This window comes from Bacillus sp. A01H, assembly GCF_045277205.1.
Taxonomy (GTDB): domain Bacteria; phylum Bacillota; class Bacilli; order Bacillales; family Bacillaceae_G; genus Bacillus_A; species Bacillus_A paranthracis.
Window position 1 is genome coordinate 4,517,592 of the sequence record NZ_CP117702.1, and the last position, 16,684, is coordinate 4,534,275.

Sequence of the window (16,684 nt, forward strand, 5' to 3'; positions counted from 1 at the left end):
TCATTCGAAAATGATCAGCTCTTTTTTCATCATTAAGTAGTAGCGATTACATATACTTTTACAAACACATTATATTTATTTGCCAGTTCTTCTAATTTCTTTTCTCTATATTTTGTAATTGTAAAGAAATGAATAACTGGCACTTTTCCGTTATGCTTCTGTTTATAAATCTGCGTTAACTCTTCATATTTTTTTAATTTTTCATCGTTTACTATCATTTTCTGAGTACGATCTATTTCTACAGCGTGAAGTATTCTTTCCTCATCACGGAATTTAACATCTGGAATTATTTTTTTCTTTTTATTATCTTTTATATATTTAATTTCAGTTTCTACTTGCCAATCATCTGGACAATATAAATGTAACCAAGCCTCATTACGTAAAAGAGCGTGTGCAACTTTACCATGATGTACAACTTTCCCTTCACCGAACAATTTATGTCCTGACTGGTTTAAATAATATACATGCTCTTTATTGTAAACTACCTTACTTGTATAAATAGATAAATCTTTCAGAATTCGGTTTGCATTTCTTATTCCACCCATTTCATGAATACTCATTAAATGCCTTCTCGTTGCAAACTGTAGCTTTTTAATCGTCGCAAGTATCGCCATTTGACGGTTGATTTGCATATGCGTTTGCATCCTCATGTTTCTCCACCTCATATCCTTTTAAATGCTCCCACATCATCTCATTACTAATGTAAGGCACTTGTATTTCTGTAAGTCTATCGGTTTTGAAAATCGCGCGTCCGGGAATGCTTTTTATCGTTTCTAATCCCGCTTCATCTATAACAACACTTGATGCTGTTTGAGTCGGTAATCTAAAGCCTAATTTCGCATCACTATTTTGTTTTACTTGGCGCGGTAATGTATCCCCTGTCGGGTACTGTGTACAAAAAATCAATCTAAAACCTAAAGCACCACCTATGCGCGCTATATGAGAGAGCATTTGTTGACACGCTCCTAATAACCTTTGCTGTTCTTTTTTCATACTTTTATCTGGGCAAAGTTCTGCCCCTTCATCCACAATGATAAAATAACGTTCTTTAATATTTGTTTCTACAACATTCGTATAATGTCTACATTTCATATATTCCATTTTCTCTTCCATCTTCTTGAGAATATTAGTTAATATCATAAAAGCTTCTGCGGGCTTTTCAGCAATAGAAACTACCTGTTTTAAATTCTTATACGGCCCAAACTCCAAGCCACCTTTTAAATCAATAATGTATAAATTAATATGTTCTGGTTGTGCTAAAGTAAGAGAAGTAACTACATTTTTTAAAAATACCGTTTTACCCATCCGCGTCAGACCACCTAGTGTCATATGTGGTGTTTTATCAAAATCATGATAGATAAGTTTTTCTAAACTTTGGCCCATTGGAACACACCAGCTTCCTTCTGCAACCAAACCTTTAGACCATGACCATTTTTTCGGTATATCCCTATGAAACACACGAATATTTAGCTTGTAATTATCATAATCAATTCGGACAGGTTTACTTAGCCCTTCAGAGACAACATCCTCTACCTTCTGAATAATTTTACTCGGCATTCCCACAGGCAACCTATATATATAAGTTGTACTTCGATCATCCTCTTTTTGTTCAAGAAAAACTGGATACTGTAATTTATCTTCTCTACGTATCGCAATTCCGCTTACCTCAAAAAAAACTTGTATTTTCTTTCGATCACTCTCTCTTCCTTTGAGCCTTTCGCCAACTATGGCGAAAATTAAACCTGCGAATGGTACTGATAACAACTCCAGCATATAATCACTCCTTTATATCCCTCTTATAGAGGGTATATATCCCTGTTTCAGGGAATACGTGCATACAAGCTAAACTCCTTATGACATAAAGAATGAAAAGTTTCCACATCGTATTCCTTCATAGAAATAAAACGAGAACATAACGTAGAAGGTATAGAAACGAGCCTGTAAGTGTTGTGTACAAGGTGACACGTGGAAGCCAATGTGGAACACTTTTCCCCATTTTTTCTGCTGCCTTCATTGCAACTACCGACAACCCTGTTGCCGTCCAAATAATTATCGCTTCTCCAGCAAGAGTCATGCTTATTCCTCCTCTTCCTTTTCACGAAATGTAATACCCTTTCTTGTAAGGACGACATCATAACATTCCGTTAGAATTTCCCAGTTCAAAATATCTTCTTCCTCACCATATAAATCCTCTTCGACTACCTGCGATAAACTAAAATATCCTTTGTACTCTTTGTTATTAAAAACTTTATGGTTTCTCATGTGATTTAAAATTGATTCAGTTTCTGCTCTTGATCTTGATTCATTGTACATATCTCTTAATTCTTTTGAAGGATGTAAATATGGAGTTGTGTTTAAGTGATTATACTGCCAACGCATGTAACCATCTCCCTCTTGATGTCCTTAGTTCCACGTGGAATTCCTTGTGGTTTTGATATAGGTATATGAACTAGAAAACAAAAACTTGTTTGTCCAACAACAAAAAAATCAAAAGGTTTTTCAAAAAATTGATTGAATGTTTTAAAGGGAGGGATTTTATGGAGTGCAAATTAAAAATGATTTTAGCCGATAAAATGATTAAACAGTCTGCATTAGCAAAAAGAGCTGGCATAACAGATCAAACATTAAGTATGATAGTTAGAGGGAAAAGCGAACCGACATTACGAGTTGCTATGCGTATAGCAAAAGCACTTGATATGCAAGTTGAGGATATATGGAAAGACATTGATTAAGTTTTTTGCCTTTTTGTATTGTTCGGTATGATTTATTTAATTTAAGGAGGCTATTTTATGGAGTTACGTAAAACTGCTGACGGAGAAACCTTTATTATCGAATTGCAGGAAAAGAAAAGTTCTACCGGTAATCAAATAAAAAGATTTATATACTTCTCAATCGGCATATTAGGGTTGCTTATCTCAGTAGCTTTATTCTTTACTATCATCGGAATTTTACCTGCTATCGGATTAGCGTTTTTCTCAGTTATTTTCATGTACAAAGCAATGGGGAAACAACTTGTGAAATGTCCTAACTGTAGTAAAAAACAACCAGTTGTACATAAAGCTGAAGCTTTTATTTGTCATAGATGCAATAAACGTAGTCTGATTGAATGGAAACAATAAAAAAAGAGGGATTCCCAATAAGTTGGGAATCCCTCTTTTCACTTCACATACACATAGGCTTCACTTGCTGTGATATAGTATGTTGTTCCTTTACTATTGTGCACTTTGTATTGTGGGGAACCATTTACCATTACCGTTGCGTCAATCGTAAATCCTAATCCTACATCTACAGTACCTGCAACATACTTATCTTCCCACGATGGAGCGCTATAAAATCTGAGATTACTCACTTTCGACACTACACGTTTTCCAGCAACTGGACTTACAGATTCTTTCTTTTCAAATCGGATATATGATGGATTATATTTTACCCACTGATTCCAACCTAAATTTAGCCATCCGCCCTTTTCTCCCCAAACCTTATAAGCCTCTGGTTTATTTAATTGACGAATAACAGAATAGCTTGCATCTGGGCCTTTGCGTAGATTTACATTATATCCTTCAATATAAGCTACACCTTCTACATTGGCTGTTGGTTTTTCCGCTGGTTTAGAAGGTTGTTCAGGAATAGAAATACCCGTGTTATTATAAGCACGTTTTACATCTGCTCGGAATTGAGCTTCAGATATACCATGTTTTTTTAGATAATCCAGTGGATCCGTGTGAGTTGTTCCACCAAGATATTTCCTTACGTCATCATGTGTCCATAATCCTTTTTCTACTGAAAGTCCACGATCACGTAAAATTTTTGCTAGTAATTTTACATACTTGTCATAGCTTCGCTTAAACTTGCTATAATCTGAAGTCTCACAAAGTTCAACGTGTACAAAACGTGCGTTAGCAGCTGGTCCAGCGCCATACGCAATATAACGTGTATCTGCAATTTGAATAACTTCATCCCAGTCAACTGCATAATGTACAAATGCACTTCTCCAAGTACGCGTTTCATAACGTTGGATATTGATTGCTGGAGCTTCTGGAGTCGCTGTACTATGCGCCACTACACCTTCATAAGCTCCTACCCCATTTCTATATCCTTGCTTCGGCAAATCAGGAATGATCAATACTCTGTCAGCAACAGCACTTGTTGTAATGGATAACGCTAAAATAGCTGCAAAGACTACAGAAGAAATGTGTTTTAACGTTTTTTTCATTTTACATCAGCATCCTTTTTTATAATTTTTGTGTGGTCAAATAATCCACTTGCTGACAGTCCGATGATGATTCCTTGAAATACATTTGTTTTGATGTCTCCGTCCAAAAACAAAACGCCTAGCACAATGCCAAGCGTTAAATTCAATAACGGAACATATTTTGTTTGTAACCCGATTGTTTTTACAATTTGCGATAGCCCAACAACAACGCCAATTATTACAGCAAAACTAACCATTACATACCACCTCCTTTCAATAGGAAAGTGAGAACGGCTCCAATAATTCCCCCAACAATTAAACGTAAAATCCAAGTTGTATTGGCGCTGATTTTATCTAATTGTTTATTGATATTAATAATGTCTTTTTCGTTACCTGTCGTTCGAATTTCTAAGCTTTTCATTTCTAAACGAATGTCCTTGATATCTTGCTTTATTTCTTGAACATCGTTCCTCACATCTTGTAACCCTTCCACTTTGATCACCCCTTTTTAGGCAATAAAAAAAGACCAGCTTATAGCTGCTCTGGTTTCTTATCAATTAATTGTTGTAATAACTCTTCTAATCGGACTATCCGATTTTCTTGATTAGCTACTTGTGATTTTAGATTTGCTATTTCTACCTCCTGTTCTTGTACTGTTGCATCAACTTCTTGTAAACCTTTAATTCCAATGGATGCGTATGAATACAAGTGAATTCCTTTCCCGCTTTCATCCACAAACATTTCATCACATTCATCTACGATTAAACCGTAGTATGTTTTAATATCTTCTATTGTCAATGGTGGATCATTGGGGCTTTTCTCTTCTCTCATTTTGTAAAGCTCGTTTACCGCATTCTTATAATTAAATTGTCTAATTTTAAGACTTCTAATTTTTTCTAAGGCGGAAAAAGGAATATCACGGATATTAGATTTATACTCCCGTAATGAAGGAGTCATAAAATTCCCTTGAACAGCACCCCAGCCATTTTGAGTAACAGGGGATTTCAATTGAATAACTCCTGTATATCCCGCTGCACGGCTATTACGTATAGTTACATTAGGTAATCTTAAATCAGAATCTGTACTATTATCTTCAACGACTAACGAAGTTTGATACAACCCCGGTTTCCCTCTTCTGAAATACCAACTTCCATTTCCAGCGTAAAAAACATGGTAATCATTAGCGTTTAGAACACTTAGCCCGTTTCTTTGCAACTCCCAATACACAGACTTTTGGACTGCACCATCAACTATGCCATTGCTAATACCAATGCTCGCATAAGCCCCTGACCATCCTGCACCTGCTTGAGACATAAACAAAGTACCTTCTGGAGCGTTAGTCTTTTCATCTGAACCTAAGATGAAAGTCGGTTGGACTGCACCATCTGATCTTCTGTAATGCCCCAGAAATGCTCTAGCAACTCCTCTTTCATAGAGACGTATAAATTGATCATCTAAACTAACATAGTTATCCGTATTTGATGTTCTAATTTGGCAACCGCTCAGCAATCCAGCTTTAATCCACTCGGCATTAACTTTACCAACTAAATCTATTCGTGCAGCATTTAATTTAATGTTTTCTTTACTCATGTTAATGGCTGCTATTACATCATTTTCTTTTACAGATATGCTAACGCCCTTTTCAGTTAACTGAAGACGAGTTTCCATATCCCTTACATAAGATGATGTGGCAAATTGCCCATTTGCTTGCTCTTTTGTATATACCTCTATCTTTTTAGCAGAAGCATTGATACCCTGTTCATTGATAGAAAAGCGATTATCAATCAAAGTCATTTTTTGATTAAATTGCTCAGTTGCAAGCTTATTGGCTAATTCATCTAATAAATCTTGTTTATTCTGATTAACTGTTTGCTTCAACTCTGGAATCTTAAACCCCGCAACATAATCCTCTACTTGTTTAAGCTCAACTTTACCTTCAAGTGCTTTTGCAGTATTTTCCCATCCAGCTTTTGCCTCTTGCAATTGTCTTCCTTGTTCTGTCTGCGTATTTTGTATTAAAGAGACATTTTGTTTAATGGAAGTTGCATCTTTTTCTACAGTAGCAACACGATTCTCAAATCCACTTTGATTATTTTCTACTTTTGTTATTGTTTCTTTAATTCCATCTACACTTTTTTCAATCTCGATTGTTTTAGATTGAAAAGTTCCTTGTGTTACTCCATCTTCAGGAGCAAGATTCCAAGATTCAAGTAAGTCTCCGAATGTAACCATTATTCCTGTAAACGTTGCATCTACAGTTATCGTATTGGCAGTTGCTATATTTACACGTACCTCTTTCAAAGTACCTGTATATTTAGTCGTATCAAATTTAACTGAAATTCGTTTCCAGCCATTTGTTACCTCTTTTTGTGGAAAAATAGAATAATAATTTTGCTCTTTTCCATTTTGATCATAAGTAAACCGCATGTACAAACGTGGATACTCAGATGTAGAGGTTACTGTTTTTACATCCACATAGCAGGAAGCTATCCCTTTTTTATTTATAAAAGGTTCTGTTTGTAACATCTGAGTGACAAAAGCGCCATTACTTGTTAACTGCAAACCTTTCTTGATTTCTGGAACACTTGGGACTGTAACATCGACAATTTTAGTAGTAACCGCATTTGTGATTCCGCTCCAGCTGTATTTATTATTCGAAAAATCTGAGTTAATTACATAGTTTCGAACATTAACTTCTCGTGTCTCTAAACTTGTAAGCTTTTCGGTGATTTTTCCAGCCTTCTCTTCTATTTCAGTAGTGGTTTTCTTTAAATCATTTGTTGTTTGCTGTACATCAGAAATAGTCTTCTTTGTACCTTCTACAGTTGATTCAACTGTATTTAATTTACTACTAATTTCAGTATCTTTTTTCGTTAACGATTCAATAGAAGTTTTAAATCCATCTGAAGTTTGTTCTATTTGATTCACTTTTTTATTAATATTGCCTTGTTCGTTTTGCACATCAGAAATTGTCCGACTAACACCTTGTAAGCCTTCCTTCACTTCGTTAAACTGCCCTGTTGCTTGATTCTGTGCCTCTTGAACCTTTTGATTCAACTCTGTTTTTGTAGATTGAATATCTTTATTAACCTGTTCAAGTGTTTCTTGTTTAACCGATTCAACATCGGGTACAACCGATTCCCACGCTGTACCTGTCCATATTTTTAAAATACCGGGCTTTCCATTACTAATATCACGCCAAAGCGTTTTAAAAGGTTTAAGACCTGTTGTTGGCGGATTCTTGGATTCTATAATTTCAACAGTATTATTTTTAATATTCTCTTGTACTTTTTCAGCTAGTGCTTTTGCTGCTTCTGACTCCTTCTTTGCATTACTAGCGGTTTCATTAGCATCTTGAACCAATTTATCTAGCTGATCAATCATTTCTTGTTTATTACCAAGCGAACTAAGAATACGATTGTAGATTTTTCTTAGTTCCTCATTTTGATTAACTATCTCACGATAATCTCCGAATTCATATTTATCTTGTGTTGGATCTGTAAAAGATTCATCTCCAGCTATTACTCGCGCTTCAAGATATAATTCTGGTGTAAACCCTGTATCTTTAATTTTGATCGTGTCGCCTTCATTAATTAATTCGTGTTCTAGGCCGAAAATACGACCAATCGATTGTGCTTCCACTTCATAAGAGATTGAGGAATTGACACGTTTTTTCAATTCTATTTCCATAAGCGTCAGTAAACGTTTTGGAGTCATGTCTAATTCTTCTGTTTCTGGTGTATAAAAACCGAATTTATGTTGTCCGTGTTCATTCCATCTTTGAAATGCATCTGCATCTACGATATAGGGTAGACCTTTATTAATGCTTTCAATAGTGATTACCTTGTCACCTTCACCTTTTACAAACCCAACTAAAGCAGTACAAATATTACGTGTATGTTCAATACGCGTAACACCGACTAAATCTTTTCCTAATTCTATTTCTTTGCCTGTATCATGCCCGCGTTTTTGAATCATATCTACATACCAACCGATGATTCTTGAACCTTTAATCTCAACACGATATCGAATTTCCAGTTTAAATAAAGATGCAATCTTCTTTAAAAAAGTCAGTGGGTCAATATATTCATCGATGGTCATTGTATGAAATCCAGCATATTCAGTAATTCCGCGTTGCCACTTCATACCTAAGAGCGCTAAATCAATAAACTCATTAACCGTCTTACTCTCTATCCGTTGTGGTTTTATAATTCCTGATTTAGCAATTTGAATCCAAGCTCCTGAAGCATATGTGGTAATAGATCGTTTATCCGAATTTTTTTCAGTCTCTGTAATAACATATGGTACGATTCTTCCATCGCGAACTTCTTTTAAAACAAGATTCTGTTGTTGTAACGTAACTGCATGGTCTGTTCCATCAAAAGCGGTGAAATCCAACATGTCAACGTTATTTTTTAGTTCCCAATGCCGTTTGTCATCCCAATAGTCCTCTGGCTGGATAGCCGCGACGATTTGATCCGTTTTAAAATCCACAACATGCAAAATCCCGCTTGGTGTTCTCATCTATATCTCTCCCTATAACTGATTGTTGCATTTACATCAGGTGGCATGATATCGATACGATTTTCACCACGTATTACGATAGGAAAATTACTAAAGATTTCTTTTATATTGATTGCTTTCTCCCCATTGATCGTGACAAGACTTTTCTCAGTATCGATAACAATTTTATCTCCAGTATCAAAGATATATGGTTGTGCATTAGATGGAACTTTGTTTACCTTCCAAATCTTTAAATCATCAATTTGTATTTCGTTAATAGGTTGATGATTATCCCACTTACAAATCGCAATCATAACTTGTGCAATTTTACGTTCTGTCATCGGATTTCCTGTTTCATCAATCCAACGTTCTACAAGTGAAGCACCATCTTTTTCTGTACCATCTATAAACTTAGCCACATATACAGACCACACCTTACCCCGCCTAGCAATACGTAAACGTCCTCGGAATTGGTTAAATGTAGTCGAATAGAATCCACTTGTATCAACTAATTTTCGAAAACTATTGGGTGTTCCGCTATTTCCAATTGTCATATGTGCCCTTGTAATTTCAGCAGTCGCATATAGATCATTCATATTGATGCGGGATACCACATTACTCGTCTCATCTAAAAGAAGAACTTCAACACGTCCCATTTCACCTATGTTTTTGGACTTTAAAGTCACCCATGCCTCCATTTCAAAGTCTTGTAATGGGCCGCCCGGAATATTTTTCTTGGCTATGGCACCGTAGAATCCTTTCTCTTTTCCGTAATCTTCACAATACAGTGCATGACCTGCCCTTGATTTAAAACTACCTGTCCCTTTCATTTCCTCGAATTGTCCAGTAACAGGTGTCCATCCTATAGGGGTAGCCATTTCGTCCCACATGACTCTTTCTCGTTCTTGTACGGTGGTTTCTTCCACAGTCAGAGGATAGCCTATTCTAAAATAATCACGATTATGCGGATACTCTCCAAACCATACATCTAAAAAGGTACTTGGTTTTTTTACAGTCATCTCAATTAACGCTGGAGCTTCTACACTTCCTTTATTAGTAAAATAAGAAGTTGTTTCTGTAGACCACTCTTGCGTAAATTTGTGAGTATTTGTTTTCCCTAATTTATAAGGCATTGGACAAACAAAAGTAATAACCCCTCTACCTCTATTGACTATTTCGTCCAAATCGACAGAACCATCAATTAATGCTAAATAAGTCCTGTCTAACTCATCATCAAAAATAAGTTCAGCAGGTTGCTCTGTATATAACCAATCCGCTAAATCTTCTTTTAACTTTTGTAAATCTGCCATATCTTTTTTCGCTTTAATAACAAGAGGAACGTCAATACGACGTTCCTCCGTTTCTGTATTAAGTAAAAGAGCCCCTGCGCGATGAGGGACTCTTACTAATCTTCTTTTTACTGGAGCCCATGAAGGACGTTTTCTTCCAACTAGCATTTGAATATAATCTTTTCTAATATTATTAAAAGTAAAATTAAGTTTCCCCAACGTGTTCACCACCCTTAAAATTCCGCTCTTCTTTTTTGTTCACGATCTTGAAGCTTTGTAGTATAGGTGTAACTTCCGTTTGCAAGCTCTTTTCCATCTAAAACATTAGTCATGTTTACGGTTAAATTCAGTTCTTGTTCTCCAGCTGGTCTATTTGGGAATATTGTTTTTGCTTTAGGTGAATTGTTATTAGATAATTGCGGTTGCGCATATCCGTTGAAGTCGCTAAATGATGCACTACGTGGGATACTATATTGATTCGTTTGGAATCCGAAATCAAAAACAGATGGCATGTTCCCCATTTGTTTCTTAACGGTTCCAACTACATTTTTGGCTGCATCGACAACAAAACGTTTGCCTTTATCCATCCCAACGCCAACGCCCTCAGGAACTGCACTACCCAAAGGGATCATAACCTTACTTGGGCTATTTATTTCAAGCGCTCCAGAAATAGTTTTCTTAATATCACTTGCAATTTCCGCAGCCTTACTAAACAAGCCTCCTGAAGCGTCATCTATTCCCTTGCCAAGCCCTTCTATGATTGATTTACCAATAGAACGTAAATTTATAGAACTGAAAAACTTTTCAACTGTATTCCATTTTTCCTCGATCCCGCTTTTCACTTCGTTCATCTTATCTTTTACCGCTTGGACTTTTTCGCCAAATTTTCTCGAAACTGTATTTTTTATTTCCTCTACCTTGTTGCTTGCAGAGTTTTTCATATCTTCATATTTGTTGGTAACATCTGACCACATTTCTTTCATTTTTCGAATAACATCATCTTTCATAACTTGATATTTCGATTTTACTTGACCAGTTTCCCAATCTACCTGATTTGCATGTTCACCAGCTTGCGCTTTTGCTTCACTCACAATTTCTCGATGTTTATCTTTTGCTGTAGAAACTGTGCTATTATATTGACGATTCGCTTCCGCGATAGCTGCATCAGCTTCTTGTTTATTAAGTGTTCCTGACTCGTCTCGTAGACGTATCGCATACGCAATTTTATCATCGCGAGTCTTTTTCGCATCTTCAATAACCTTATCTCTTGCTTTGGCGCTATTTTCAACAACTTCAGCTGCTTGTCTAGCTGTAATTTCGCTAGCTTGCACACGCATATTTTCATAAATAACTTTTTGTTCCATTTGATTTTTAGACATATGCTGGATAGCTGTTCTATCCATTTCATCTTGTAAAGCTTGTAAAGAAATTCTTTCGGATGTAGTAAATTCACGTTTCTCATTTGCTGCTGTTTGAATAATTTCTTTAATTTTGTTTTCTTTTTCTTGTGTTTTTAACTTTTCTTGTTCGTAATGCTGATTCATTTGTTCAATCCGCTTATTTTCTTCTTCAGCAGTTAATACATAAGAATCTGCAAAAAACTTTTTAAGTCCCTCAACTTCTTTTTGTTGTCTTGCGTTTGTTTTTTCTATAATTGTGTTACCTAACTTGTCGTATTGACTAATTAGTTTCTGTGACTGTTCTTCTGTTATTACTTCATGATTCAATCTAATTTCAGTTAACTTTTGTCTAATACCATCAGACAGCTTGAAATACTCACCAAGGACTTTCTTTGTGGAAGAACTTACTCTCCCTTCTGTATTTGTAGCAAAGCGATCTACTGAAGCGATACTATCTTCTGTTGCTTTTTGATATGCTTTATATGCAACAACTCCAGTCCCGATAAGAGCGGCTGCTATTAAACCAACAGGCCCAAGAAGCACTCCTAATGCACTTCCTAAAAATCCAACCGCAGCACCAGCAAGACCCGCAGCGCCACCAGCAATTCCTAATGATGTTGCTAGCGCTCCAATCCCTGACATAACCATTCCAACTGCCGCTAAAACTACACCGATTGCAGCAGCAACAGCTGTTAAAGCAAGAACAATACCACCTGTAATTGCAATTGCTTTCTGTACGGGACCAGGTAATGCATTGAATCCATCTACAAGCTTTTGCAGGCCAGCAACAAAAACACTAACTACTGGAGCTAGCGCATCACCAATTGTCTTTTTCATTGTAGAAAATGCCGAGTCTAATAATGTAAGTCGTCCCTTTAAAGTGTCAATTTTAGTTGCCGCAACATCAGCTGCCGTAACTTTAGACATGGAATCCCACATCTCATTAACACCTTTTGCTCCTTCTTTAAAGAGAATAGTCGCACCACGTACGGCATCCGAACCAAATAATGTTTCTAAAGCCATGCTTCGTTGCTGGTCTGTCAAACCTTTCATTGATTCATGAAGTGTCCCTGAAATATTTTCTAGACTTTGAATATGCCCCTGTTGATCGTAGAATTTTGATGATAAAAAAGCTGAACTTGTTGCTAATTCGCGGAATGTGGTATCGCATTTATCATTCCATTTCGTTACTCCTTCAGTTTTCATTACATATTGTTCTAAAGCTACTTCTATATCCCCTACATTTCTGGAAGCTGGTTGAATACCGTTTTTTACTAAGAAATCAAATCCAGCTTGTGCATTATAAGTGATAAGACCCAAATCTCGCATTTTGTTATATGCTTCTTTTGTAGACGGATTTAGTCTCATTAGCATTGTTTTTAAAGATGTTCCTGCATCAGAACCTTTTAAACCGTTTTGAGCAAATACCGCTAAAGTTGTAGCTGTATCCTTAAACGTCATTCCAGCTCCCGCTGCTACCGCTGATGATGCCGCTAAACCATATTTTAATTCACGTACATCTGTTGCCGATGCGTTTGCCGCACCTGATAGAATATTAGCTGCATCCGCAACTGAAAGGTGATCAGCTTTAAATGCATTTAGAGCAGTAGAGGCAATCTCTGCCGCTTCCCCTAACTCTAATTCACCGGCTGTCGCTAAATTAAGAGCTCCCTCTAATCCACCATTAATAATATCCGTTAAACTAACACCAGCTTTAATTAATTCTTCGATCCCTTGACCAGCTTGAACACTGGAGTATTTCGTTGTTTCCCCCATGTTGACAGCTAGTTCACTTAATTTCTTCATCTCTTCCCCAGTAGAACCAGATACAGCCTTAACATTGGCCATTTGTTGTTCAAAGTTCATTGATTCTGTAATTGCCGACTTTAAACCACGCCCTATTGCATACGTCATTCCACCAAAAACAATACCGATTTGACTTCCTGCGTTTTGCAAATGATTGCCCAGCGTTTCCATACGATTCCCGAAATTTAGTAGTCGATTTCCTTGTTGCTCGAGTTCATGATTTGACTGACGTAATCCTTGTTCAAATCGATTTAATTCAGCAGTGGCTCTATGAATTTGTTCTGCGTAACGTTGCGCTGACTGACTCGCTTCTCCTTCTTCGGTTTTAGCGCGATTGTAAGCTGACTGAAGCTCCCTAATTTTCTCCTTTTGCTTATCTATCATACGAGATAGAACATCAATTTTCGCTCGCGTCTGTTCAGTTGCATTGGTGTACCCATGCATCCCTGTTGTAACCGCTTGGAATTCAGCTTGTAAAGATTTCAATGAATTATTTAATTTATCGAGTGCTGTTTGTTGAGCCTGACGATTCACTTGTTTAAGTTCATTCTCGAATCTATTTAAATCCGCAACAGCTTTATTAACTTGTGCAGCGTACCGCTGAGTTGCAGCATCATTTTCTCCTAATTTAGCTTTATTCTGATCATAAGCTTGACGCAATGCCTTAACTTTTTCTTTTTGAGCTTCAATAAGTCTGGTGAGCGTATTTAATTTTGCTTGTGTTTGCTGACTAGCGCTAGCAAAACCGCCCATTCCTGTACTTACAGATTTCAACTCATTCTGTAACGTCCTAACTGCACGACCTGAATTTGAGATGCCTTGTCTGAAATTTACGTTATCAAGGGAAAGTCTAACGACTAGATTATTTATTTCATTCGCCATAGTCTCACCTCCCTCGTTAAATAATGTTTTCCGCTGGCACTTCTATTTCATTTGAATTGGAGCCTTCGTAATTTTCATTTCCGTTTTCATGCATTTTTCGATTAAGTCTCAAATAATGCCAAATATCCATCTCATTATCAATGTGATGGTGTTTGTACCCTTGTCGCAATAAAGAGAGGTAGAGCTCGTCCATAAACTCACTGAACGTTAGCCCTCCTCCCTCTATGCGTTTGGGTTTTCTTCTTCTCCTGATCCAGTATTACCCCCTGCTGCTTCCACTGTTTCATTTATAATTGCGTTAATTACATCTGAAGTTGTCGATAAGAATTTACGGGCATCAACACCATCCCAATACTGATCTAATGTAAATTGACCATCATAAACTTTCACTACGAATTGAACCATTTTATCCATATCTTCTGGACCAGGATTGTTTGGAATTTCAGCAAGTTCAGGAGCCTGACGAATAAGGCGGGCTGGAATAAATTCTGGCATATTAAAAGTTTGTTTTTCTTTATTAATCATTAATGTTAATTTCATAGTTTTTCCCTCCTAAATTTAATAAAAAAGAGAGAGCTTTTGCTCCCTCTTACTTTCCTGCTGGTGGTTGAGCCACAGGTTTCTCATATACCTTTTTAAACCAATTATCTCCAATAGCTTTTGTAAACGTAGGTTCATCTTCATCCGCTGTAAATTTAGTTCTATCATCAAAATCACGTTCGATGAATGAACCTTTTAATTTTGTTGTTTGGAAGTTTGGCTTATCTTTTTTAGTTTCAGCTTCTTCCTCTTCTTGAGAAAGCTTCCCTTTTAATAACCAAACATATCGGTATTTTCCGTTAGCTTTTAAAAAACGCCATCCAATTGCTAAATACGGCTTTTCACCCTCTCGCTTTTCATCTAAAACACCATCTGTAACTTCTGGGAATCCCTCAATATCTGCCTTTGTTGATAATGACAGACCTCGAACTTCGATTTCTACCTCAACCTCACCATCAGACTCAGCAATTTCCGATTTTTTATTGTCGCTCCACATAATCTCAGTAGCTACTTTTTTAGATGTTTTGACCTTTACTGCACCTTCCATTTTTTTAACCGTACTATAGTCAACACCTGTTGCATCATCTTTCAATGACTTTGCATAAACTAGGCTATCCACACCGACAGTCGAACTAATTTTAATAACTTCTCCAGTCATCTATAACTCCACTCCTTTTGCGAATCGCATCGCATAATGAAAAATTTGTGTATCATCCTCATATAAATCAGCAACCGCATAACGCGAGAAACCAATACTTTTCATAATTTCATTCACTTTTTTTTGGATTGCTGTTGTACTACCTTTTGACCAAATATCAATTTGAAATGTAATTTCACTTTCGCTTTCCTCATTATCTGCAAATCCATCTGGCCTATTATCTAATTCGAAATACGTAATTCGCGGAAACTCTTCTGCTTTCTTTGCTTTACGGTAATAAATTCGTTTTCCACCTAACAATGAAACAAGCTCTTGATCATTCTCAAGAGCTTGTAAAATATCAGGTCTTAAATTTATCAAAGATTCAACCTCATTTCGTTCTTCAAAATATCTGTCATAGCACGTACAGCTTCCGCTTTCGAAGTATTAAAACCCGGCTCTATAAATGGATGTGCTGGCATTTTTGATGTACCCCACTCTAAAAACTTTCCATAGAAATATGGAGAACGGTCTGCTTTGTCTATTCCAATCTTGATTGTTTTAACACCATTTTCCATTCGTGCCTTCGTAACTCGTATATTATCAAGCAAATGTTGGCCTGTACGCCAAGGTTCACTTTTGGACGGTTTCTTAGGACTTGAACTCCTCGGTTCACTTCTTTCTGCAATCGCTTTTCGAATTTTCTCACCACCAGCTGCAAGAGCTTTATCTTCAATTTCCTCTCCGCGTAACCCCATTTGATTTAATTCAGTAACTAAACGATCAAATCCTAATAAATCTATACCATCAGCCATTCATTTCACCACGTTTCCACATGATTAATAAAGTATGACCTTGAGTCGGAATGACAGAAACAATATCATAAATCACGTTTTTGTACTTAATTTTCATATCTGCACTTACATCATCTCGATTTCTGATTTCTGTTTCTCCTTGAACCTCACTATTAGCGGCCGCTGCCTCAAAGTATTTCCTTCCTTTTAAATAAACGAAAGAGCCCCATACTGTAAAAGCATCTTTATAACCATCTATTGAATCACCGTCAGGCCCTTTTGCATTTTCATCCTTTACTTGAAATGTAAGCCTTTTATCTAATTTTGCAGGATTCATTTTCTTTCCTCCTGAGGCTCTGGAGCATATTGAAGCTGTAATATCATACTCTGAACAATGGTTCTGATTTTTTCACTGGCCTTTTCTCCTACAAGTAGTCGGTTTTCATACCAATCAGCCACTAGAAATAAACAAAGCAACTTAGCATCTTCATTTGTTTGAGTAAATGTTTTGCCAGTTGCTTTGTAAATATATAATTCAGCCGCTTTAATTAACATAGTGATAGTTTGGTCATCGTCCCCATCCACTCGAATCCATTCTTTAGCTTCTTCTAAGGTAACAAGCATTCAAATGCCTCCCTAGT

18 protein-coding genes are annotated in these 16,684 nt (G+C 36.6%); 2 read left to right on the forward strand and 16 right to left on the reverse strand.

The window, feature by feature from the left end; all coding sequences use genetic code 11:
* Positions 1-32: 32 nt before the first annotated feature.
* From PSR14_RS23905 to PSR14_RS23920, 4 genes are all read right to left on the reverse strand, one after another.
* Positions 33-650 carry a replication-relaxation family protein gene (locus PSR14_RS23905; RefSeq protein WP_169509421.1) on the reverse strand — a complete coding sequence of 206 codons (618 nt, stop codon included), beginning with the start codon at positions 648-650 and terminating at the stop codon, positions 33-35.
* The gene (locus PSR14_RS23910; protein WP_038357138.1) at positions 592-1,773 is read right to left on the reverse strand and encodes an FtsK/SpoIIIE domain-containing protein; all 1,182 of its coding nucleotides are present in this window, start codon (positions 1,771-1,773) and stop codon (positions 592-594) included. Before PSR14_RS23910 ends, PSR14_RS23905 begins: the two co-directional genes overlap by 59 nt.
* A 118-nt stretch (positions 1,774-1,891) precedes the next feature.
* Entirely contained in the window at positions 1,892-2,074 is a 183-nt protein-coding gene (locus PSR14_RS23915) for a hypothetical protein (protein WP_001982935.1), read from the reverse strand.
* Positions 2,075-2,076: 2 nt separating this feature from the next.
* Positions 2,077-2,379: a hypothetical protein gene (locus PSR14_RS23920; protein ID WP_169509420.1), complete on the reverse strand. Its 303-nt coding sequence runs from the start codon at positions 2,377-2,379 to the stop codon at positions 2,077-2,079.
* A 158-nt stretch (positions 2,380-2,537) separates the two neighbouring features.
* Between PSR14_RS23920 and PSR14_RS23925 the strand changes: the two genes are divergently transcribed.
* Positions 2,538-2,732: a helix-turn-helix transcriptional regulator gene (locus PSR14_RS23925; RefSeq protein WP_169509419.1), complete on the forward strand. Its 195-nt coding sequence runs from the start codon at positions 2,538-2,540 to the stop codon at positions 2,730-2,732.
* Between the two features lie 57 nt (positions 2,733-2,789).
* On the forward strand, positions 2,790-3,119 hold the full coding sequence (locus PSR14_RS23930; protein ID WP_169509418.1) for a hypothetical protein: 330 nt from the start codon (positions 2,790-2,792) through the stop codon (positions 3,117-3,119).
* Between the two features lie 38 nt (positions 3,120-3,157).
* Here the strand turns inward: PSR14_RS23930 and PSR14_RS23935 are convergent, their stop codons facing one another.
* The 12 genes from PSR14_RS23935 to PSR14_RS23990 all read right to left on the reverse strand — a co-directional run bounded on the left by PSR14_RS23935 (position 3,158) and on the right by PSR14_RS23990 (position 16,667).
* Positions 3,158-4,213: an N-acetylmuramoyl-L-alanine amidase gene (locus tag PSR14_RS23935; protein WP_169509417.1), complete on the reverse strand. Its 1,056-nt coding sequence runs from the start codon at positions 4,211-4,213 to the stop codon at positions 3,158-3,160.
* The gene (locus tag PSR14_RS23940) at positions 4,210-4,449 is read right to left on the reverse strand and encodes a holin (RefSeq protein ID WP_169509416.1); all 240 of its coding nucleotides are present in this window, start codon (positions 4,447-4,449) and stop codon (positions 4,210-4,212) included. The genes PSR14_RS23935 and PSR14_RS23940 overlap by 4 nt, the downstream gene beginning before the upstream one ends.
* Positions 4,449-4,685 (reverse strand): hemolysin XhlA family protein, encoded by a 237-nt coding sequence (locus tag PSR14_RS23945; RefSeq protein WP_044798117.1) that lies wholly within the window; start codon positions 4,683-4,685, stop codon positions 4,449-4,451. The genes PSR14_RS23940 and PSR14_RS23945 overlap by 1 nt, the downstream gene beginning before the upstream one ends.
* Before the next feature lie 38 nt (positions 4,686-4,723).
* Positions 4,724-8,716, reverse strand: a complete 3,993-nt coding sequence (locus tag PSR14_RS23950; RefSeq protein WP_406644069.1) for a phage tail spike protein — start codon at positions 8,714-8,716, stop codon at positions 4,724-4,726.
* Complete coding sequence (locus tag PSR14_RS23955; RefSeq protein WP_406644070.1) at positions 8,713-10,203, reverse strand: distal tail protein Dit; 1,491 nt, start codon at positions 10,201-10,203, stop codon at positions 8,713-8,715. The genes PSR14_RS23950 and PSR14_RS23955 overlap by 4 nt, the downstream gene beginning before the upstream one ends.
* 14 nt (positions 10,204-10,217) lie before the next feature.
* Positions 10,218-14,072, reverse strand: coding sequence for a phage tail tape measure protein (locus tag PSR14_RS23960; RefSeq protein WP_406644071.1), 3,855 nt, complete (start codon positions 14,070-14,072; stop codon positions 10,218-10,220).
* A 222-nt stretch (positions 14,073-14,294) separates the two neighbouring features.
* Entirely contained in the window at positions 14,295-14,612 is a 318-nt protein-coding gene (gene gpG, locus PSR14_RS23965) for a phage tail assembly chaperone G (protein ID WP_169509481.1), read from the reverse strand.
* A 49-nt stretch (positions 14,613-14,661) separates the two neighbouring features.
* A complete protein-coding gene (locus PSR14_RS23970) occupies positions 14,662-15,270 on the reverse strand; it encodes a major tail protein (RefSeq protein ID WP_169509480.1) in 609 nt (202 codons plus the stop codon).
* Complete coding sequence (locus PSR14_RS23975) at positions 15,271-15,630, reverse strand: DUF3168 domain-containing protein (RefSeq protein ID WP_169509479.1); 360 nt, start codon at positions 15,628-15,630, stop codon at positions 15,271-15,273.
* A complete protein-coding gene (locus PSR14_RS23980) occupies positions 15,627-16,064 on the reverse strand; it encodes an HK97-gp10 family putative phage morphogenesis protein (RefSeq protein ID WP_098639025.1) in 438 nt (145 codons plus the stop codon). Before PSR14_RS23980 ends, PSR14_RS23975 begins: the two co-directional genes overlap by 4 nt.
* Positions 16,057-16,380, reverse strand: coding sequence for a phage head closure protein (locus tag PSR14_RS23985; RefSeq protein WP_169509478.1), 324 nt, complete (start codon positions 16,378-16,380; stop codon positions 16,057-16,059). Before PSR14_RS23985 ends, PSR14_RS23980 begins: the two co-directional genes overlap by 8 nt.
* Positions 16,377-16,667, reverse strand: a complete 291-nt coding sequence (locus tag PSR14_RS23990; RefSeq protein ID WP_098345856.1) for a head-tail connector protein — start codon at positions 16,665-16,667, stop codon at positions 16,377-16,379. The genes PSR14_RS23985 and PSR14_RS23990 overlap by 4 nt, the downstream gene beginning before the upstream one ends.
* Between the last annotated feature and the right edge of the window lie 17 nt (positions 16,668-16,684).